The 18,994-nt window shown below is 65.6% G+C and carries 20 protein-coding genes and 2 pseudogenes; 11 read left to right on the top strand and 11 right to left on the bottom strand.

What is annotated here, in order from left to right; all coding sequences use genetic code 11:
• Positions 1-108 precede the first annotated feature (108 nt).
• Together J9611_RS18925 and J9611_RS18920 are read right to left on the bottom strand one after the other, a co-directional pair.
• Positions 109-618, bottom strand: a complete 510-nt coding sequence (locus tag J9611_RS18925; protein WP_307857154.1) for an RNA polymerase sigma factor — start codon at positions 616-618, stop codon at positions 109-111.
• A 151-nt stretch (positions 619-769) separates the two neighbouring features.
• Positions 770-1,129 (bottom strand): YciI family protein, encoded by a 360-nt coding sequence (locus J9611_RS18920; protein WP_246528056.1) that lies wholly within the window; start codon positions 1,127-1,129, stop codon positions 770-772.
• A gap of 323 nt (positions 1,130-1,452) precedes the next feature.
• Here J9611_RS18920 and J9611_RS18915 point away from each other — a divergent pair, with 323 nt between their 5' ends.
• Entirely contained in the window at positions 1,453-2,055 is a 603-nt protein-coding gene (locus J9611_RS18915; protein ID WP_246528055.1) for a dihydrofolate reductase family protein, read from the top strand.
• Between the two features lie 632 nt (positions 2,056-2,687).
• Positions 2,688-2,966 (top strand): GNAT family N-acetyltransferase, encoded by a 279-nt coding sequence (locus tag J9611_RS22125; RefSeq protein WP_307857153.1) that lies wholly within the window; start codon positions 2,688-2,690, stop codon positions 2,964-2,966.
• 209 nt (positions 2,967-3,175) lie between these two features.
• On the opposite strand, the gene J9611_RS18905 is transcribed toward J9611_RS22125, so the two are convergent.
• The 4 genes from J9611_RS18905 to J9611_RS18890 all read right to left on the bottom strand — a co-directional run bounded on the left by J9611_RS18905 (position 3,176) and on the right by J9611_RS18890 (position 5,206).
• The gene (locus tag J9611_RS18905; RefSeq protein WP_246528058.1) at positions 3,176-3,610 is read right to left on the bottom strand and encodes an SMP-30/gluconolactonase/LRE family protein; all 435 of its coding nucleotides are present in this window, start codon (positions 3,608-3,610) and stop codon (positions 3,176-3,178) included.
• Positions 3,604-3,990, bottom strand: coding sequence for an SMP-30/gluconolactonase/LRE family protein (locus tag J9611_RS18900; protein WP_211882506.1), 387 nt, complete (start codon positions 3,988-3,990; stop codon positions 3,604-3,606). The genes J9611_RS18905 and J9611_RS18900 overlap by 7 nt, the downstream gene beginning before the upstream one ends.
• A 266-nt stretch (positions 3,991-4,256) precedes the next feature.
• The gene (locus tag J9611_RS18895) at positions 4,257-4,514 is read right to left on the bottom strand and encodes a hypothetical protein (protein ID WP_211882504.1); all 258 of its coding nucleotides are present in this window, start codon (positions 4,512-4,514) and stop codon (positions 4,257-4,259) included.
• Between the two features lie 32 nt (positions 4,515-4,546).
• Positions 4,547-5,206: a M15 family metallopeptidase gene (locus J9611_RS18890; protein WP_211882502.1), complete on the bottom strand. Its 660-nt coding sequence runs from the start codon at positions 5,204-5,206 to the stop codon at positions 4,547-4,549.
• 357 nt (positions 5,207-5,563) lie between these two features.
• Here J9611_RS18890 and J9611_RS18885 point away from each other — a divergent pair, with 357 nt between their 5' ends.
• Both J9611_RS18885 and J9611_RS18880 read left to right on the top strand, forming a co-directional pair.
• Positions 5,564-6,037, top strand: a complete 474-nt coding sequence (locus J9611_RS18885) for an SGNH/GDSL hydrolase family protein (RefSeq protein WP_211882500.1) — start codon at positions 5,564-5,566, stop codon at positions 6,035-6,037.
• Positions 6,034-6,450, top strand: a complete 417-nt coding sequence (locus J9611_RS18880; protein ID WP_211882498.1) for an SGNH/GDSL hydrolase family protein — start codon at positions 6,034-6,036, stop codon at positions 6,448-6,450. The genes J9611_RS18885 and J9611_RS18880 overlap by 4 nt, the downstream gene beginning before the upstream one ends.
• Positions 6,451-6,865: 415 nt before the next feature.
• Here the strand turns inward: J9611_RS18880 and J9611_RS18875 are convergent, their stop codons facing one another.
• Entirely contained in the window at positions 6,866-7,096 is a 231-nt protein-coding gene (locus J9611_RS18875) for a hypothetical protein (RefSeq protein WP_211882496.1), read from the bottom strand.
• A gap of 70 nt (positions 7,097-7,166) precedes the next feature.
• Positions 7,167-7,340: pseudogene (locus J9611_RS22425) on the bottom strand (recombinase family protein); the annotation flags it as partial.
• A 530-nt stretch (positions 7,341-7,870) separates the two neighbouring features.
• Between J9611_RS22425 and J9611_RS18865 the strand changes: the two are divergent.
• Both J9611_RS18865 and J9611_RS18860 read left to right on the top strand, forming a co-directional pair.
• Positions 7,871-9,286 (top strand): CBM96 family carbohydrate-binding protein, encoded by a 1,416-nt coding sequence (locus J9611_RS18865; RefSeq protein WP_211882494.1) that lies wholly within the window; start codon positions 7,871-7,873, stop codon positions 9,284-9,286.
• 134 nt (positions 9,287-9,420) lie between these two features.
• A complete protein-coding gene (locus J9611_RS18860) occupies positions 9,421-10,266 on the top strand; it encodes an SDR family NAD(P)-dependent oxidoreductase (RefSeq protein WP_211882492.1) in 846 nt (281 codons plus the stop codon).
• A 117-nt stretch (positions 10,267-10,383) separates the two neighbouring features.
• Here the strand turns inward: J9611_RS18860 and J9611_RS18855 are convergent, their stop codons facing one another.
• A complete protein-coding gene (locus tag J9611_RS18855; RefSeq protein WP_211882490.1) occupies positions 10,384-11,079 on the bottom strand; it encodes a TetR/AcrR family transcriptional regulator in 696 nt (231 codons plus the stop codon).
• A 340-nt stretch (positions 11,080-11,419) separates the two neighbouring features.
• Here J9611_RS18855 and J9611_RS18850 point away from each other — a divergent pair, with 340 nt between their 5' ends.
• The 5 genes and pseudogenes from J9611_RS18850 to J9611_RS18835 all read left to right on the top strand — a co-directional run bounded on the left by J9611_RS18850 (position 11,420) and on the right by J9611_RS18835 (position 16,125).
• A complete protein-coding gene (locus J9611_RS18850) occupies positions 11,420-12,424 on the top strand; it encodes a nitrilase-related carbon-nitrogen hydrolase (protein WP_211882488.1) in 1,005 nt (334 codons plus the stop codon).
• Positions 12,425-12,438: 14 nt separating this feature from the next.
• The gene (locus tag J9611_RS18845; protein WP_211882510.1) at positions 12,439-13,479 is read left to right on the top strand and encodes an agmatine deiminase family protein; all 1,041 of its coding nucleotides are present in this window, start codon (positions 12,439-12,441) and stop codon (positions 13,477-13,479) included.
• A 1-nt stretch (position 13,480) separates the two neighbouring features.
• Positions 13,481-15,064, top strand: a pseudogene (locus J9611_RS18840) (APC family permease); the annotation flags it as partial.
• Positions 15,056-15,427, top strand: a complete 372-nt coding sequence (locus J9611_RS22115; protein WP_307857155.1) for an FAD-dependent oxidoreductase — start codon at positions 15,056-15,058, stop codon at positions 15,425-15,427. The pseudogene J9611_RS18840 and the gene J9611_RS22115, both read left to right, overlap by 9 nt.
• Before the next feature lie 128 nt (positions 15,428-15,555).
• Complete coding sequence (locus J9611_RS18835; RefSeq protein ID WP_211882484.1) at positions 15,556-16,125, top strand: SGNH/GDSL hydrolase family protein; 570 nt, start codon at positions 15,556-15,558, stop codon at positions 16,123-16,125.
• A gap of 36 nt (positions 16,126-16,161) precedes the next feature.
• Here J9611_RS18835 and J9611_RS18830 read toward each other — a convergent pair whose 3' ends face one another.
• The gene (locus J9611_RS18830; protein WP_246528053.1) at positions 16,162-17,970 is read right to left on the bottom strand and encodes a sensor domain-containing protein; all 1,809 of its coding nucleotides are present in this window, start codon (positions 17,968-17,970) and stop codon (positions 16,162-16,164) included.
• 481 nt (positions 17,971-18,451) lie between these two features.
• Positions 18,452-18,994, bottom strand: a 543-nt coding sequence (locus J9611_RS18825) for a glycosyltransferase (RefSeq protein ID WP_211882482.1), incomplete at its 5' end; no start/stop codon positions are given.

Raw genomic sequence — 18,994 nt, 5'->3', positions numbered from 1 at the left:
CCAATCCCCGGGTAGTCAAACGCAAGGTCATCAAATGGGCCGCCAAACGCGCGCACCATGCCCAGCATCCGCAACCCACCCAAAATCCTCAAGTACACATACTAATTATTAACTGAACGATATTGGGGTTAGCCGGATCGCTTCGGAGGTGAGGTCGCGACGGATCGGGTCGGACTGCTCGCCCGAGGCGAGGTAGCCCTCGTTGAAGACGAGGTAGAGCACTGTAAGCACTCCGTTGACCCGTGCGGGCAGGTCCCCGGCTTCCGGGAGGCGGTATGGGATTCCGGCGGCCTTGATCTTGCTCTTCGCTCGGGTAATGCGCCGACCCATCGCGGCTTCCTGTACCAGAAAGGCGTGGGCGATTTCGGGGACGGTGAGACCGGCAACCATGCGTAGGGTCAGCGCCACACGGGACTCCATCGCGAGGGCAGGGTGGCAGCAGGTGAAGATCAGTCGGAGCCGGTCGTCTTCGACCGCGCCGGTCGGGTCGGCCGGTCTGTCCTCGTGAAGCACGAGCGCCTCCTTGTGCTTCGAGTCGCGCAGGGCCTCCCGTCGCAGCCGGTCGATCGCCTTGCGGTTGGCGGTGGTGGTGATCCACGCGCCTGGATTTGGGGGCACGCCGTCGTGCGGCCACCGGTGGCGAATGCCTCGGCGGCCATCTCTTCGGCCAGATCGAGGTCCCCGAACCGTCGCGCGAGTGAAGCCACCACCCGCGCCCATTCCTCGTGGTGGACGCGGGTGCGGGAAGACTCGACGGTCGCAGCGTCGGTCACTCGCCAGCCATTGGGCGGACCTCGACCTTGCGGCGACACGCGCGCGAGCCTCCCGCAGCAAGCCTGAGTGCGGCGTCGAGGTCGGTGGCCTCGACGATCCAGAAGCCTGCAATGTACTCCTTCGACTCCATATACGGGCCGTCGGTGAAGATCGGCGTGGGTCCCCGGCCATCGACGACGGTGCTGGCCGACGCCTCGGCAAGGCCATTCACGAAGACGAGGCTGCCCTCCTCCCGGAGCTTGGCGGTGAAGACGCCGGTGGCCGCCAGCTGGGCCGCGTTCTCCTCCGCCGTAGCGTAGCTGCCGAACTTGCCGTACTCGCTCGGTCCCCAGACCATCAATGCATACTGTGCCATCTGCGTTCTCCTTCTGCGAGGCGACCCCGTCGGCCACCTCCCATTAGTACTACGAAGAGTGTCGCACCGATCCGACACCCCCGCTTGGATTGCCCGAACTCCAACCAGGGTGTGTGCGGGCCCGCAGGCGCCTAGCGGCCGTCGCGCTGGAGGAGCACCCAGAACAGACGCGTCAGGGAACTCGAGAAAGAAATCGAGGATGCGGCGTCGGATTGAGGCAGGGGCGTTCGTTGAAGAGGTGAACAAACAATACAAGGCGAGCCCATCGACGGTCCAAGAATCTTCGTCGCTGATGCCAGTGTTCACACAGGGAAGAAGGGATCATGAACATGAAATTAACGACGACGACCAACGTCACCGTGGACGGCGTGATGCAGGGGTTGGGAGGACCTGACGAGGATCGCCGCGGCGACTTCGATCGCGGCGGATGGGCCATACCCCTTGTCGACACCGAGACCGGGCAGTACCTCGACCAGGTCTACGGCGCGGACGCATTCCTCTTCGGCCGCCGGACGTACGAGATCTTCGCCGGCTCCTGGGGAGCAATGGCCGACCCGAGCATGAGCCCGATTGCCGCCGCGCTGAACAGCCGGCCCAAGTATCTGGCGTCGACCACCCTCACTGATCCGCAATGGGCGGACACGACTGTCCTGACGGGGGAACTCGCCACGGCCATCCGTGGCCTGACGGCGCATCACGATGGCGAACTGCTGGTGCCCGGCAGCGGCGTCCTGGTCCGGTGGCTGCTGGCCCACGACCTGGTCGACCAGCTAGACCTGGTTACCTATCCCGTCATCGTGGGCAGGGCGCACGGCTGTTCCCCGAGTCGGGCCCGGACCTCGCGCTTGACCTGGTCAACTCTCGGACCACCCCCGGCGGCGTCACCATCCAGACCTATCGGCCAGCCGGGCGCCCGAAGTACGTGACGTCCACTGTCGAGCCCGCGGACGTCACACAGAAATGGCAATAGCCGACGGGCTGCCCCGAGTTTTGTTGACTCGGGGCAGCCCCTATGGGCCCCAGTAATCATGCGTGCATGCCTAAACAGCCTTGTCACGGGTGCCTTGGTCATATCCGTTCTGACCTAAATCGAGAGGGGTCCTATGGTGCATCACCTCACCGTCACCCACAGCCCGAAGTTCGTGTCCGAATGACCTTGAGCGGGACAACATTCAGTTGCTCCGCCACAAGTCCGTAATCTTTCGCATTCGTTGTCTCAACACTTTCAGCATTAGATGTCGAGACGGCAATATCTAATGGTCAACGTAATCGAAGTTCGTGCGTAGTGTTGTTGGGTGTTTGAATCACGCCAGATTAGTAAAGACCTCAGCCTGCGTGTACCGCGCCTGAGCGATGCGGCAGCGCTTGCCGCCGCGTATGTGCGCAACCGTGAATATTTGTCTCGGTGGGAACCAGTACGCCCCGCGGAATACTACACCGAGGCATGGCAGGCCGCCGACATTGCCAGCCGCCTTGCCGCCAATGAAGCTGGCACGGGGTATCCCCTTGGCCTATTTGCCAGCGATACCCTCGTTGGTCGATTAATCTGGCCGGAATCGTGCGCGGCCCCTTCCAGAGCGCAGGGCTGGGCTACTGGGTGGATAGCAAGTGCGCAGGCCGCGGGCTGGCATCAGCTACAGTCCAGGCGCTCGTCGAAACGGCCCGTGACGAACTCGGACTGCACCGCATAGAGGCGAGCACTCTCCTAGATAACGTTGGCTCGCAGCGGGTGCTACAGAAGGCCGGCTTCCAACAGATTGGGATGGCACCACGGTACCTGCAGATTGCCGGGAAATGGCAAGACCACAACCTCTACCAAATAGTCCTGCACGACTAGAGTGCCCGATGAAACCCCACTCAAAGTCCAGAGTCCTGTACGCAGCGGTCACCCGTCCGTAACAGGAACGACATACGGGCGCACTTTGAGCCGGCCGACCGCTGGGACGCTGGTATCGGACTTTCGCCGGGAGCGGGACGCTGAAAGACACTCTCCACCGTGCGTTCGCGAACGGTGCGAATCTGTAACGGACCCGATCGCGGCCGGTCCTACGGGCGGCCGGCTGCCGGCGCCGGAGCATCCACCGCGATGACCACACCGGTCCCCGGCACCTCGAAGATATGCTCGAAGCCGCGCCACTGCGCCGCCAGAATGAACAGTGTCAAGCCGTCATCCCCACCGAGCATGCAGGCGAAGCATCCGCGGTCGACGTCGACGGTCTGCACGACCTCGCCGCTCTCGCGTACCCGAACACACCACCGGTGTGGCACGTCCGCGTACCAGACCGCGCCATCCGCGTCGACGCAGATGCCGTCCGGTGCGCCGTCGCCGAGGTCCGCCCACACCCGGCGATTCGACAGCCCACCATCATCCGCGATGTCGAACGCGGTAAGCCGCCCACCGTGTGACTCCGCGACGATCAATGTCGACTCATCCGGGGTGATGGCCATGCCGTTTCCGAACGCGAGATCCTCAGCTACCAGGCGTGCCGATCCGTCAGGTAAGACGAGCGCGATGCTGCCTCCGTTGACGTAGGCTCTGCGTGGCGATCGACGACGATCTCGTTGAAGACATCGCCGATATCGCTGAGATCTGCGTGGGTCACCAGCGAACCGTCGCCCTCCTGCCGCAGCAGCTTCGCCTCCTGGCCCGAGACGACAAGGAGCCGCCCATCCGGCAGCCAATCGATCGAGTATGGGATGGATGTCGGCACCCGGGCGACGACTCTCGTGCTGCCGTCGGCGCTGACCGTGAGAACCTCCTGTGTGCCCCAGTTGGCCAGCCACAATCGACCGTCATGCCACCGCGGCGACTCCCCGATCTCCAGATCCGTCACCAGCGTCCGTTGCATACCCATTGCCATTCCCACCTTTCATGTGGTCGCGTGAGCTTTTCATGATTAAGACGATCGAACAGACCGCGAATCGACAGCTCCAAGCGAATCCGTCAGCCACATCGCTCCTGGGTCCCATGCGACGCCGTTGATGTGCAACTTCAGATGGCGTATCAAGCAATGGTTCACGCCACAAAGTTGCGCATCCCCACGTTGCGCACAGATCGGGACCCACCGACGTTTTCAGGACACGAGGTCGCTGCGTCGTCAGAAGGGGAACCTTGAGCGGTCCGTGGTTACGTGGTTGCCGAGGCAGGCGCGTCGATGGCGAGTTTCACGCCGACGGCTCCGAGAAGCGTGCCGGTCACCCATCTCTGCCACTTAGTCCATGACGGACGACCATGCAGGAACACTGCGATACCGCCCGCAGCAAGAACGATTGCAGCGTTCACGATCATGTTGACGGCGATCTGCACACCACCGAGGACGAATCCCTGCAGCATCACGTTCCCCGCTGCGGGATGGATGAACTGCGGGATCAGCGCCAGATACATGATCGCGGTCTTAGGGTGACGGGGAAGAGAATCTATTTTGGGAGATAATCCGGGGCCGCTTCCAGACCGAAGTAATCCTCAAGGGTGGCAACGCCGGTGCTTTTCATATCCAGGGCAAGGTCCGGTCCCACGTAGCGCAGATGCCATGGCTCGTAGGTGTAGCCGGTAGTGGCCTCGGCACCGGCCGGATATCGGATGATGAATCCGTACTCCCAGCCGTGCTCAGCCGCCCACTTCCCCGCCGGGGTATTTGCGAAGCAGGCTTGCAGTGCGCAGATTCCGCTGGCATTGCCGATGTCCATCGCCAGGCCGGTCTGGTGTTCGCTGTAGCCGGGCCTGGCGGCAAAGGTATCCGCCGTCGCCTGTCCGTACTGGCGCACGTAGCTGTCATAGAGGCTGGCCTGCTGGCTGAACGAACGGTAGCCGCTGATCGGCATGATGTTCACGCCGGCCGCCTTGGCGGCTTTGGCAAACTGCTTGTAGGCGTCCGCGGCCTGCGCCCGCAACTGTTCTCCTTGGACCCTGACCAGCGGCACCGGCACATATGCGGCCGGGTTCAGCTGCCGGTGCTTGTTGACCGCCACCTGCAGGCTGGAGGCGGAATCGATGTCGTAGCCCTGCGAGGCCACTGCCGGCACGGACGGTGCGATCAGGCCGAGCGAAAGCACCAGCCCCGCCACAGCACCTGTCATCCTGCTGATTCCTTTAAACACGATGGCCCCCAAGAAATGTCCGGAACAGATGCGGGAACTCTACCGGTCTGCAGGGGCCGTAGTCGAGGGAGATCAGAAACTACTGCGCACTTTGGAGTGGATCCACCGGAAGGAAAGACGCGCACGGGCTGACAGGCTCCGCCCCGGAGCTCGAGGATGACCGGAACGCCGGCAGGCCCGGGATGCCCAGGAATTTGGTAGGGCATCCCACGACGTTTGCATCAGCCGCCAAGGGCCGAAAGGCACTGTCTGCGGTTGGTCACAGGACCATAGGCTTCAGGCGTTTCGCTGTCCGAGGGGCCGCCCGGGCAAACTATCAAGGGGAGATGGACTGTCATGGACGGATTTCGACTGAAACTGACCGGCGCGGTTGCTGCGGCGCTGACATTGGCTGCCGGGCTCACCGCCGCACCGGCCCAGGCTGCCCCGGCAGCGAAGGTGGCCTACGTGGCCATCGGTGACTCCTTCACGGCGGGGACGGGGTCAGGCGCCGAGTTCAGGCCCGCGGGCCTCCCGTGCTGGCAGAGCGCTCCCGGGTATCCGGGCGATCTCGGGGTCACCGGCCGCATCAACCTGGTCGCCAACGCCGCATGCCACGAAGCTGCCCTCTCACCGTCAAGCCCTTTCTATGACCATCTGACCCGCACGGTGGCCGAACAGATCGACGCACTGGCCGCCAGCGGACAGCTCAGCGCCAGCACCGGGATGGTCACGATCACGGCCGGGGCACAGACGTCGGGGCCTCGCAGGTCCTGGGCGGCTGCGCGATCGACCCCCAGCACTGTGCAGGCTTCGTGGACTCTGCCGTGAACGCAGCGCAGACGGTCCTGCTACCTGCGCTGGTTGGCACCTACAACGCCATTCATAGCCACGCCCCGAACGCCACAATCGGGGTCGTCGGCTACGTTCATTTCTTCGCACCGTCCAGCGGCATCCCGACCATCCTGACACCGGCCAATCAGCAGTTGGTCAACACGGGCACAGACAAGCTGAACGCCGTGCTCGCCCAGGCTGCCGGGACTGCAGCCGGGCAAGGCGCCAAGACCCAGTACGTGGACGTGGCCGGTAAGTTCGCCGGCCATGAATCAAACACGTCCGATCCCTGGGTGACATTCGACCGGGCCAATCCGACGGCGGACTCTAACTTCCATCCCAACGCCACCGGCTACATCGACGGCTACATGCCGGCCGTCCTGAGCCAACTGAAGCCCGCGCAGTTTTGAGGCGTCAGGCACCAGCGTCGTTCTACGGCGATGCACCCGGCCCGGTTCGTCCGGTGCGGCCGTCACGGACCTGGTGCTGACGCCAGTCACGGTTTCTGCGACTACGCCGGATCTGCCAGCACCGGATTGACATCGTTCCTTGTCCGCGATGAGGCCGCCATCAGCGGCGGGCCCGGCGGCCTCTTGGAACGGATGGCGCCCCTATGGCGTGACGGTCAGGATGTAGGTCGAATTGATGGTCAGGCCATTGAGTGTCCCGGTGAAATTCAGCGTGTGCGTGCCAGGCAGCACGTTCTTGATCATTGCGTAGTAGCCCGGCATCAGCGCCGGGTTCGTAGACGCCGCCGGGGGCGTTGACTAACCGGACCTGAGTTTCCAGCTCAGGAGTGGTGACTACTCGTCCCCGGGGCGTTGGCTACCTGCTTGTCCCTTGCGTGTGGGCATCCTGGCAGCTGGCGCTACCCGGGGAGGAGCCGGCGGCTCCGTCTTCGGGCCTGGTCGTGCGGGCTTTGCCCGTACTGGCCACCGGGCGCGGGCAGCCCGGGATCGGTAGTTCCATCTGGATCGTGCGAATCCGGATGGGCTCGCCGAGGAGCTCGTTGATGGAGGTCTGGCCTTCCAGTTCCTCCATCAACTCGGTATCCATCCCTCGAGAATATGTGCGGCCGCCAATGAGCCCTCCCAGTGACACGGCGAGCCGTGTCGACCCCGCGGGCCTGGGCGGCCATGACCCCGGCACGGACCCGTTCGAGGATGAGCTCCCGCTCGTACTGGGCCAGGCTCGCGAAGAGGGCGAGTTGGAGCCGGCCGTGGGACGTGGAAGGGTCTACGCCGTCCATGATCGAGTGCAGCCGGATCCCGCGCGAGGTGATGTCGTTGAGGGTGTTGATGACGTCGACCAGGGGCTAGCCGGTCGTTCACGATGGAAGGTGAGTTCGTGGTCCATACCTGGCTCGGTGCTGGTCGCAACAGTCACCAACTGCACGATGCGGCCCGGGGGCCGGGACGGACGCAATGAGAGAACGGCGGCTTCGTGCGTTGCTCTTTCCAAAATATTTGGCTTCGTGCACACTGATCGTTGCGGGGGTCAGGGAGCGTCGACCCCGAACCGGCAGGACGTGAGCGAGCGTCAGAAGAGCCCCAGCCACACGGTTGGGGCTCTCCCACATTTAACCCACAAAACCCACAGTCAACCCACATCAAACCCACAGAATCCGCGCACGAGCAATTCCTGTGGGTGTTTTGGCGGATAGCGTTTGGAGCCCTGCGGACTGTTAAGCGCAGCCAGCAGCATCGGGGGGTGCGTGGATAGGACCTAGGAGGCCCCACGATGAGACCCAAACCTGGATTCGCGTCCGGCAGGAACGACACCAGGAGGCTACGGCTTAGCCGCGCGTCGTGGCGGCACCGATGGATCTCCGTGGGAACCGCGCTGTTGCTGGCGGCCGGAGTTTCCCTCGTCGGGAGCCCGGCGGAGGCCGCTACGCTGACCTTTCCTGCCACCGCGGATGCCGTGGTGAAGCGTGACAGTCCCACCATTAACTTCCGCACGGCAACCGGCCTGAAGGCCGATAACTCGCCGGTCGAGATGGTGTTCTTCAAGTTCACGGTGACCGGGACCGCGGGCAGCACCGTAACCGGCGCCAAACTCAGGCTATTCGCGACTGATCCGTCCAACTCGGGTGGCCAGATCCGCCGGGTACTGAACAACGCCTGGAGCGAAAACACGGTGACGTTCAACAACGCGCCGGTCGCCGAAACCACGGTGGTGGCCTCAAAGGGTGCTGTAGCCGACAACACGGTTGTGGAGTTTGACCTGTCCAGCGTCATCAAGGGCGACGGCACGTACTCCTTCCGCATCAGCAACACGTCCTCCGATGGCGTCATCTATAGCTCGAAGGAGACTTCGACCGCCACACAGCGGCCGCAGCTCATCCTGACTACGAATGCAACGCCGCCGCCACCTCCGCCGCCACCCCCACCCCCGCCGCCGCCACCGCCGCCGCCGGTAAACCCCTGTGGCAAGACGTCTACACCGCCGGCCACCTACGACCACGTCATCTGGGTGCTCTTCGAGAACAAGACATACTCGCAGGTCATCGGGAACGCCAGCGCGCCGTACATGACGCAGACCGCGAAGCAGTGCGCCTCGGTGTCCACCTGGAGTGACGCCGGTCTGGGCCTGCCCTCACTGCCGAGCTATCTGGCCATGACATCGGGCAGTACCCAGGGTGTGACTTCCGATTCGAACCCCAGCGGCCTGCCGCCCATCACGGCCGACAACATCTTCCGGCAGGTGAGGGCAACGGGCCAGTCGGAGAAGAGCTACATGGAATCCATGCCATCGAATTGCCAACTGGGCGCGTCGGGCCTGTATGCAGAGCGGCACAACCCCGAAATCTATTACCAGGGGCCGGGGGACAGGGCCGCCTGCGCCACCAACAACGTGCCGATGGGCACTACCAGTTCGGGAAACCTGGCCAGGGACCTCGCCAACAACACCCTGCCGAATTTCTCCTTCCTCGTCCCGAATCTCTGCAATGACATGCACGACTGCAGCGTCGCCACGGGCGACACCTGGCTTTCCCAGTGGCTGCCGGTCATCCTGGCCAGTCAAAGCTACCAGGGCGGACGAACAGCGATCTTCGTGGTTTTCGACGAAGACACTCCGGTGCCCAACTTCGTGGTGGCTCCGTCTGTGGTCCCGGGCACTGTTATCCAGGGTTCCTACAGCCATTACTCGCTGTTGCGGACAACCGAAGAAATGCTGGGCATCGGGCCCAAGCTGCTCAACGCCGGGACGGCGCTGAGCCTGCGGCCGGCCCTGAGGCTGTAGCCGCCCGGAATATCCGGTCAATACCGGAGCGGCGAGGTCCGGCCGGGGAACATAACCCGGCCGGACCTCGTTGTGCGGGCGGGACCTGTTCGGTTTGGACAAGGTCGCCACTGCCTCCCTTCGAAGGACACTTCATGACCGCACGCACCATCGTCATCACCGGAGCCAGCGACGGCATCGGCGCGTCCGCCGCACGGACCCTGGGCAAACAGGGGGAGCGGGTCGTCGTCGTCGGGCGTTCCGCGGAAAAAACCGAGCGGATCGCAGCAGAAATCGGTGCGGACTATTTCGTCAGCGACTTCGCGGACCTTTCCCAGGTGCGCACCCTGGCCGCGCAGCTGCTGGAGAAGTACCCGCGGATCGACGTCCTGGCCAACAACGCCGGCGGGATCATGGGCCAGCGCGAACTCACCGTGGACGCCTGCGAGTTGACCTTCCAGGTCAACCACCTCGCCCCGTTCCTGCTCACCACCGAGCTGATGGACGTGCTCACAGCCAGCAATGCGACCGTCATCAACACCTCCAGCGCCGCCAACGGCTTCGGCCGGCTGGACCTGGACGACCTCCACTCCGCGCGGAACTACTCCACCAACCGCGCCTACGGCACCGGCAAGCTCGCCAACATCCTCTTCACCGCCGAACTGCACCACCGCTACGGCGCCGAGGGAATCACGACGGCGGCCTTCCACCCCGGCGTGGTGGCCACCAACTTCGCGGCCGCGTCCACGAGCCCCATGCGGCACGCGTACAAGACCTTCCTCAACCGGTTCCTGCTGAGCCCGGAACAGGGCGCGGACACCCTCGTCTGGCTCGCCACGGCAAAGCCCGGGCAGGACTGGGTCTCCGGCGCGTACTACGCCAAGCGGGCGCTGGCGAAGGCCAACAAGCAGGCCTACGACGCGGACCTGGCGCGGGAGCTGTGGGACCGCAGCGAGGAAATGGTCAGCCGGGACCTCGACAAGCTCGGCGACCGGGCCTAAATACTGCAGTGCCATGGCGTATGTGCGCGGACTGCTCTCGGATGAGGAACGCAAGAACTCCTGGACCCTCCTGTCCGAACGTGCCGGGCACGGCACCCCGGACGGCATGCAGCGCCTCTATGTGCGTTCGCTGTCGATCGCGTCGTTCTGGGCCTTGAGACCGGCCTTGAGACCGGCGATGAGAGCCTCCAAGCCCATGCTGAACGCGATGTCGGCCCTGCCCATCTCCGGGCTGCGCAGCTGGTTGCGAACTGCTGAAGTGAACAACGGGGTTGATTCTGCCCATGCTCCGGGACCGAAGATGTTCTCCGGGGCGGTGACATCGATGGCCGAGCCGAAAATAAATGATTCCAGGGCAACCAGCGCGGGGACAATCAGCGGCTCGGGCCAGCCTGCTTTTCTGAACCCGGCGGTACAGGCTTCATACATGGTGAGGGTTTCCGGCGCACCAGTGACCGGCAATACAGCGATGACCGGAATGAGCGGGGTGTGCTCGGCGAAGACGCCCCGATAGGACCAGGCCCAGCGGCGCACCGCCTCGTCCCAGGGCGCCGTGGCGAAGCCGCTGACATCGACCATGGACATGATGTGGTCCTCGACCCACAGGAGGACTTCCTGCTTTGATTTTGCGTGGTTGTAGAGGGAGGACGCAACGACGTTCAGACGGCCGGCCAGCGCAGACATGGTCAGCCCTGCATAGCCGTCCGCTGCGATCAGCTTCAGCGCCGCGCGGGTGATGAGCTCCTTGGAAAGAACGTTGCGGTGGGGCCGACCCGCGGGCCGTTGACGTGCCGACTTGGCTGATACGGTCATGCAGCAACTCCTGGTGTCGGGGTTTGCGGGCCGGTGCCGCGCGCGGCCTGTCGCCGTGGACCCTCGATGATCAGCCGCGGGTGGCTGGCGAGGGTGTTGCGGTGTTTCCGGGCGATGGCGGCGATCGCCACGGACCGGCCTCGACCAGTGCCGGCGCTGGCCCGGCGATCACCGCAGGGGAGAGCTTCGAGGTATGGGGACATGCCGTGAGGATCCTCCGTAGACGTTGTACAAGATAATAACGAACGAAATTCGTTTTATCTCTTGCGAGGGACGGTGAGGCGGCCGCATACTAAATGAACACCATTCTTTTTGTGATCCCCGTCTCATTGGAGTAACCATGATTGAACTGACCAGACTGGATGCACCGGCCTCGTATGCCCGCATCCGCGATGCCGGGCGCACAGCGTTGCGCGTCGGCGTCGTCCAGCACCGGTGGCACCCTGACGCGGCGGCGCCGAAGGCGGAGCTGAACGAGGGCATTGACCGTGCAGCCCGGCTCGGCGCGTCCGTGGTGTTCCTCCCCGAACTCACCCTGTCCCGCTACCCGGCGGACACGCTGCCGGAATCGATCCCGTCAGCCAAGGCGGAGGACCTGCTCACCGGTCCGACTTTCGCCTTTGCCGCCGAGGCTGCCCGCGCCAATAACATCTGCGTCCATGCCTCCCTCTACGAGCGGGCGGACGGCCCCGACGGTTTGGGCCTGAATACCGCCATCCTCGTCTCGCCGTCCGGAGAGCTGCTGGCCCGCACGCATAAGCTGCACATTCCCGTGACGGCCGGCTACTACGAGGACAAGTACTTCCGCCAGGGTCCGGACGCCACCGACGCGTACGAGGTCCACGCCCCGGCCGAGCTCGGCGGCGCACGCCTGGGCATGCCCACCTGCTGGGACGAATGGTTCCCCGAACTTGCACGGATGTACTCGCTGGGCGGCGCCGAGCTGCTGGTTTATCCGACGGCCATCGGCTCCGAACCCTCCTTCCCCGACTTCGACACGCAGCCGCTGTGGCAGCAGGTCATCGTGGGCAACGGCATCGCCAACGGCCTGTTCATGGTGGTCCCCAACCGCTGGGGCGACGAGGGCAATGTCTCTTTCTACGGGTCCTCCTTCATCTCCGATCCCTACGGGCGCGTTCTCGTCCAGGCCCCGAGGGATCAGTCCGCCGTGCTGGTTGCAGACCTGGACCTTCAGCAACGCAGCGACTGGCTCGACCTGTTCCCCTTCCTCACGACCCGCCGTCCCGAGACGTATTCCCGGCTGACCGACCCGGTACGCCAAAATGCCCCGTACGGCGGCGCGGTCTCCGCGACGGAATCCGCTGATCTTCGACGGACCGTGTAGCCGTGGCCTGGAGGATGCCGGCGGAAACAGCGCCGCAGTCACGGATCTGGATGGCCTTCCCGCCCGGGGGCTATGCCCTGGGCTCGACGGCGGGGCAGGCCCACGCGGCCCGGTCCACCTGGGCGGCGGTCGCCAACGCCGCCGTCGGCTTCGAACCGGTCACCATGGTGGTCGACCCGCAGGACGTCGAAACAGCCCGGGCATACCTCTCGCCCGCGGTGGAGCTCAAGGTCGCGCCGCTGAACGATGCGTGGATGCGTGACATCGGGCCCACCTTCGTCATCGACGACGGCGGCGCAGCCGGCCAGGCTCCCCGGCTGGGCGCCGTTGACTGGGTCTTCAACGGCTGGGGCCAACAGGACTGGGCTGAATGGGACAAGGACACCCTGGTCGCGGGCAAGGTGGCCGAATGGACGCGGACCGAGTGCGTCGCATCGCCACTGATCAATGAGGGCGGCGGTATCCAGGTCGACGGCGAGGGGACGGTGCTGGTCACCGAAACCGTGCAGCTGGACCCGCAGCGCAATCCCGGCCTGAGCAAGGCCGACGTCGAAGCCGAACTGGCCCGAACGATTGGCGCAACAAAGGTTATCTGGCTTCCCCGCGGGCTGACCAGGGACTCGCAAAAGTACGGCACGCGGGGCCACGTGGACATCGTCGCCGCCATCCCATCCCCGGGAACGCTGCTGGTGCACCGCCAGACTGATCCGGGACACCCGGACTACGCAGTCACCGCGGAGCTCATCGACTTCCTGGGGACCACCCGGGACGCGGCCGGCCGCAGCTGGAACATCATCGAAGTTCCGGCACCGGAGGCCATCACTGACGAGGAGGGGTATGTGGATTACAGCTACATCAACCACCTCGTGGTCAACGGAGGAGTCATCGCCTGCAGCTTTGCAGATCCGATGGATGACAAAGCTGTAGCCATCCTTGCCGAAGCCTATCCGGGCCGGCGCGTCGTCAGCGTTGACGCACGCGAGCTCTTTGCCCGGGGCGGCGGCATCCACTGCATCACCCAACAGGAACCACGGGTTCCTTCGAAAGGGTTCTAACATGGGCCAGATAACACGCCGCGGCCCATCCGCGGCCGACGCCGCGGGCCACAACCTGCACAGCGACCGGATCCATGACGCAGCAGGAAGCGCCCATGGCATCACCAAAAAAGGCCTCAAGGGCGGCCAGCTCGGCCTGCTGGCCGTCGTCGTCCTGGGCGTCTCCTCCGTTGCGCCGGCCTACAGCCTGACCAGCAGCCTCGGCCCGACGGTGAACCAGGTAGGACCGCAGCTGCCGGCCATCTTCCTGGTCGCCTTCATTCCGATGATCCTGGTCGCGTTTGCTTACCGGGAGCTGAACGCGGACTCGCCCGACAGCGGCACCACCTTCACCTGGTCCACCAAGGCCTTCGGCCCCTGGATCGGCTGGATGGGCGGCTGGGGGCTGCTGGCGGCAAATATCATCGTCCTGTCCAACCTGGCCGGGGTGGCGGTCGATTTCTTCTACCTCTTCCTGGCGCAGGCTTTCGGCAATCCGGCGCTGGCGGATCTGACGCACAACAAACCGCTCAACATCGCGACCTGCCTGGTGTTCGTGGCACTGGCCGTGTGGGTCAGTTACCGCGGCCTGCACGCCACCAAACTGGTCCAGTACAGCCTGGTGGGCTTCCAGGTGCTGGTGCTCGGGCTCTTCGCCGTGATGGCCGTGGTGAATGCCACCTCGGGCGGCTCCGCGACCGCCATCCCGTTCAGCTGGGAGTGGCTGGACCCCACCAAAATCCAAAGCTTCGGCCAGTTCGCCGCGGGCATGTCGCTGGCCGTGTTCGTCTACTGGGGCTGGGATGTCTGCCTGACCGTGAACGAGGAAACCAGGAACGGGAAGAAAACCGCCGGCAAGGCCGGGACACTGACCGCCGTCGCCGTGCTCGGTATTTATCTGGCCGTCATCGTGGCGACCATGATGTTCGCCGGGGTCGGCGGCGAGGGAACCGGGCTGAGCAACCCGGACAACCAACAGAACGTCTTCGCCGTGCTCGCCTCACCGGTGATGGGACCGCTTGCCATCCTGATGTCCCTGGCCGTGCTCTCCGGCACGGCGTCCTCGCTGCAGTCCACGATGACCTCCCCTGCCCGCAGCCTGCTGGCCATGGGCCACTATGCGGCGCTGCCGGCGCGCTTCGCCACCGTGAGCAAGCGTTTCGGCTCGCCGGGATTCGCCACTCTCGCGGCCGGCGGCATCTCCGGCGGGTTCTACGCCGTGATGCGCATGCTCAGTGACAACGTCCTCAGCGATACCATCCTGTCCCTGGGCCTGATGATCTGCTTCTACTATGCGCTCACCGCCTTCGCCTGCGCGTGGTACTTCCGGCAGAGCGTCCTCGGCAGTTTGCGCAATGTCGTGATGCGGCTGCTCTTCCCGGTGCTGGGCGGAATCCTGCTGACCGTGGTGTTCATCCAAACAGCGGTGGACAGCTGGAGCCCGTCCTTCGGCAGCGGCTCGGAACTCTTCGGTGTCGGCCTGGTTTTCATCATCGGCATCGGCATCCTGCTCCTGGGCATCGTGGTCATGCTGGTGACGGCCAAAGTCAAACCCGGCTTCTTCCGCGGCGAAACCCTCCGCGCTGGTCGTCCCGGAATGACAATCCGGCACCACGACCCGGCGCGCCTCCCAACGCAACAACCAAAGGAACCGACCATGCCATCCCTGAACCGCGACGTTGTCATCATCGGCGCCGGCGCCTCGGGCCTCACCGCCGCCCACTGGGGGACCGAGGAATGGACGCGCGGAGCCTACGCCGCAAGCTTCGATCTGGGCGGCCTGTCCCGCTACGGCGCGGACCAGCGGCAACCGGTCGGGCCGATCCACTTCTCCTGCAGCGACCTTGCGGGGAAGGGCTACCAGCACGTGGACGGCGCCATCCGCATGGGCCGCCGGACCGCCGCGCTGATCTGCGCCGCGGAGGACGGGAAACAGGACATTCGTCCGGAGAAAGGCTTGGGAAGCTGAGGGCCACAGTGCAAGTATCCAAACAACGGCTATGCGCCGTGCTGGTGGTCTGTGCCGCCCTCGTGGCCGGCCAGACGGCGTCCGGCCCCCCGGCAACCACGTTCACCCGGGCATTCAGTGCCACCCGCATGCAGGTGGTCATCATCGGGGATTCCCTGAGCACCGGTCGCGGAACCTCTCCCGGGGACGCATGGCCAAATCTCATCAATAACAACCACCAATTCAGTGATGTTGGGCCGGAGTTGGTCAACGCTGCACAGAACGGCAGCGGTTACGTCAGTGTGGGCGAACATGGCGCGACCTTTGGGTCGCAGGTCGCCGCCGCCGTCACTGCTCAGACGCAGGTGGTGGTCTTCTTCGGTTCCGAAAACGATATGGGATTTGCCGCCGCAGACGTGAGGCGGGCCGCGGCCGATGCCTTCGCGTCTGCCAGGGCCAAGGCGCCTCAGGCCGCACTTGTGGTGGTCGGACCGCCCTCCTATTCAGACTTTCCCGAGCCCGAACGCCTCGAGGTGCGTGATCAAGACCAGGCGGCCGCACTCCAGGCGGGAGCGCAATTTGTCGATCCGATAGCGGATCGATGGATCATGGATCATGCTGACGAACTGATCGGGCCGGACGGCGACCACCCCAGCGGGCCGGGCCAGCGCTACCTCCAGACCAAGATGGAACAACTATTGAGGCCGCTCATCAGATAGGACCAGGGGCCTGAACGACAGTATTAACCGCCGAACTCAGCGCGGCCGCTCGACCCTGTCGATCGCGTCCAGGGCACTTTCCATCGTCCCGGCCAGCTCACCCGCCGGGGCCGGCCTGGCGAACAGATAGCCCTGCAGGGAATCGCAGCACCGGTCCATCAGGTACTTGGCCTGGGCCGGCGTCTCGATGCCCTCGGCCGTGACCAACAGGCCCAGGCCGTGGGCGGCGGTGATCATCGTGGTGAAAAACGGCAGCTGTTCCTGGCCGGTCCTGATCATCGCGACGAACGAGCGGTCGATCTTGACCTCGTCCAGCGGCAGCTCCCTGAGCCCGTCCAGGGACGCGGGGCCGCAGTCGTCCATCGCGATCCGCACGCCGGCCCCCCGCAGCTGGCGCAGCTGGCGCAGCACGTCCGAGTCGGCGTCGAAGAACACGCTCTCGGTCAGTTCCAGCATGAGCTGGCGCGGATCCACCCCGGCGGACGCCACGATCGCAAGCACGTCCGTGCCGAAGTCGCGGTGCTGGAACTGCAGGCCCGAGACGTTCACCGCGACGCTGCAGGCGGCATCGCCGGTCAGCCAGGGCCCGATTTCGGCGCAGGCGCGGCGCAGGACCTCGTCGCCGATTTCGCGGATCAGCCCGCTCTGCTCCGCCGCCGGCAGGAACTGGTCGGGCGGGACCAGCCGGCCGCGCCGTTCCCAGCGCGCGAGGGCCTCGAACCGGACTACCGAGCCAAGCCTGGCGGACACCACCGGCTGGTAGTGCACCGAGATCTGGCCCAGCTCGACGGCGCGCCGGAGCCCGGTCCCGCCGTCGGGCCGGTGCGCCGCAGTGTTCAGCATCGCCGGCAGGAAGCGCAGCCACGTGCCCGGGCCGCCTGTCTTCGCCGCGGTCATGGCCGCATCGGCCTGCCGCAGCAGTTCCGCGCCCTCCGCAGTCTGGCCGGTACGGGAGGCCAGCCCCATGCTCACGCCGGGCCGCACCAGGGTCCCGCGGACGAGCAGCGGCTCCTGCACGGCCGCGGCGACCCGCGCGGCCACCGCGTCCGCGTTGAGGCAATCGGTCAGCAGCACCCCGAATTCGTCCCCGCCGAGGCGGGCCACCGTGTCCTGCGGGCGGACGCAGTTGCGCAGCCGGCCCGCGACCTCCACCAGGAGCTCATCGGCGGCACAACACCCCAGCGTGTTCTTGAGGTTCCCGACGTCGGCCAGGTCCAGCAGCAGGATGTCCACCGGATCCGCCCGACGCAGCGCCGCGGCCAGCCGCTCGTTGAACAGGGTCCCGTTGGGAAGCGCGGTCAGCGGATCACGCAGCACCCCGGCCTTGAGCTGGTCATCGTGCTCGGCGAACGCGGCAGCCCCCGCAGGGGAAGAAGCAGCAGAAGCAGCAGCAGTACGACGGCGGTGCGCCGCGGCTCCTGCTGGGGCGGCTGAACCGGCGGCGTTCTCCGGGACGGCGGCGGGCGGGGGGTCCGTCCGGTGGCTGATACCGCGGACCGACAGTGCGACGGGCTGCCTTGTGGGGTCGGACTCCGGGCCGGCCGGGACCAGCGAGCAGGTGATCTCGACCCGGAGTTCGGTGCCGTCGGAGCGGCGGCCGGAACCGGTCAGGGTGCGGAAGCCGTCGGTGGCGGAGGCGCCCACGCCGGCCAGGGCGGCGCGGAAATCCTCACGCCAGGTCTCGGCCAGCAGGAGGCCGGAGTCGGCGCCGAGGAGCCGCGCGCGGGGGTAGCCGAAGAGCTGCTCCGCGGCCAGGTTCAGGAAGGAAATGGTCCCGTCCGGGTCGAGCAGCAGCAGCGCGTCCGGGCTGTGCTCCAGCAATACTTGTGCGAAATCAGCGTCCAAAGTGTTTGCCTGCCCCCAAGCGACGGATACGGAAAATGCAGCCGCCGCACCACGCATGATTCCGAAGGCAGGGCGGCTGCGCCTTCTGCATCATATGTGGTGCGGGGCGCGCGCCGCGTCACCCGCGTCAGGGGGTGACGACAATGTGTAGGGATGGTTGGCCTGTTCAGCGTCCCGGCTGTGTGGGGATCGGGTCCGCGTGGCGGTGCACGAGCGCCCAGGTGGTGCCTTCGGGGCGATAAATGCTGGTCACCCGCAGGTCCAGGGACGAGATGGCGCGTGACATGCCGGGTCACGGGATCCACGGCGGTGAGTTCTCCGTCTCGGAACCGGGCAGCCGCGGCATCGAGGGCCTCAGCGACTTTCTTCCAGCCCACCACCGGCGGGCCCCACGGATTGGCCAGGGACACATCGGAGCGGTGGGAAAAGACAGCCTTGGCGGCGTCAGGCGGGCCGACCCCGGCGGAAGGGCTCAGCCGGTTCAGGCCGCGGGAAGCCTGCCGCCGCGGCGTCGCTGAACCGCCTTGGCGGCGTCGACGTCGACCACCTCTTTGTAGTGCTGGACCAGTTCGGCGCCGAGGACTGACCACGTCCGGCCCTGGACCGAGGCGTGGGCCGCCGCGGCGAACGCGCGGCGCTTGGCGTCGTCGCCCATCAGGTCCATCACGCGTGCCCGCAGCCCGGCCAGGTCGCCCGGCTTATACAGCCAGCCGGTGCGGGAGTTTTCGACCAGGTCCAGCGGGCCGCCGCGGCCCGTGGCCACCACCGGAACGCCCGATGCCATGGCCTCCTGGATGGTCTGGCAGAACGTCTCGAACTCGCCGGGGTGCACGAACAGGTCGAAGGATGCGACCGCCCGGGCCAGCTCCTCGCCGCCGAGGAAACCGGTAAACACCGCGTCCGGCAGCGCCGCTTCGAGGGCCGGCCGCTGCGGGCCGTCGCCCACGATCACCAGGCGTGTGCCGGGGACATCTGCCAGCACTGCCAGGTCCTCCACCTGTTTTTCGACCGCGAGCCGGCCCAC

Source organism: Pseudarthrobacter albicanus (genome assembly GCF_018224015.1).
GTDB classification, from domain to species: Bacteria; Actinomycetota; Actinomycetes; order Actinomycetales; family Micrococcaceae; genus Arthrobacter; species Arthrobacter albicanus.
The sequence above is the reverse complement of the archived record's forward strand: the minus strand, read 5'-3'. Positions and strand labels throughout refer to the sequence as shown.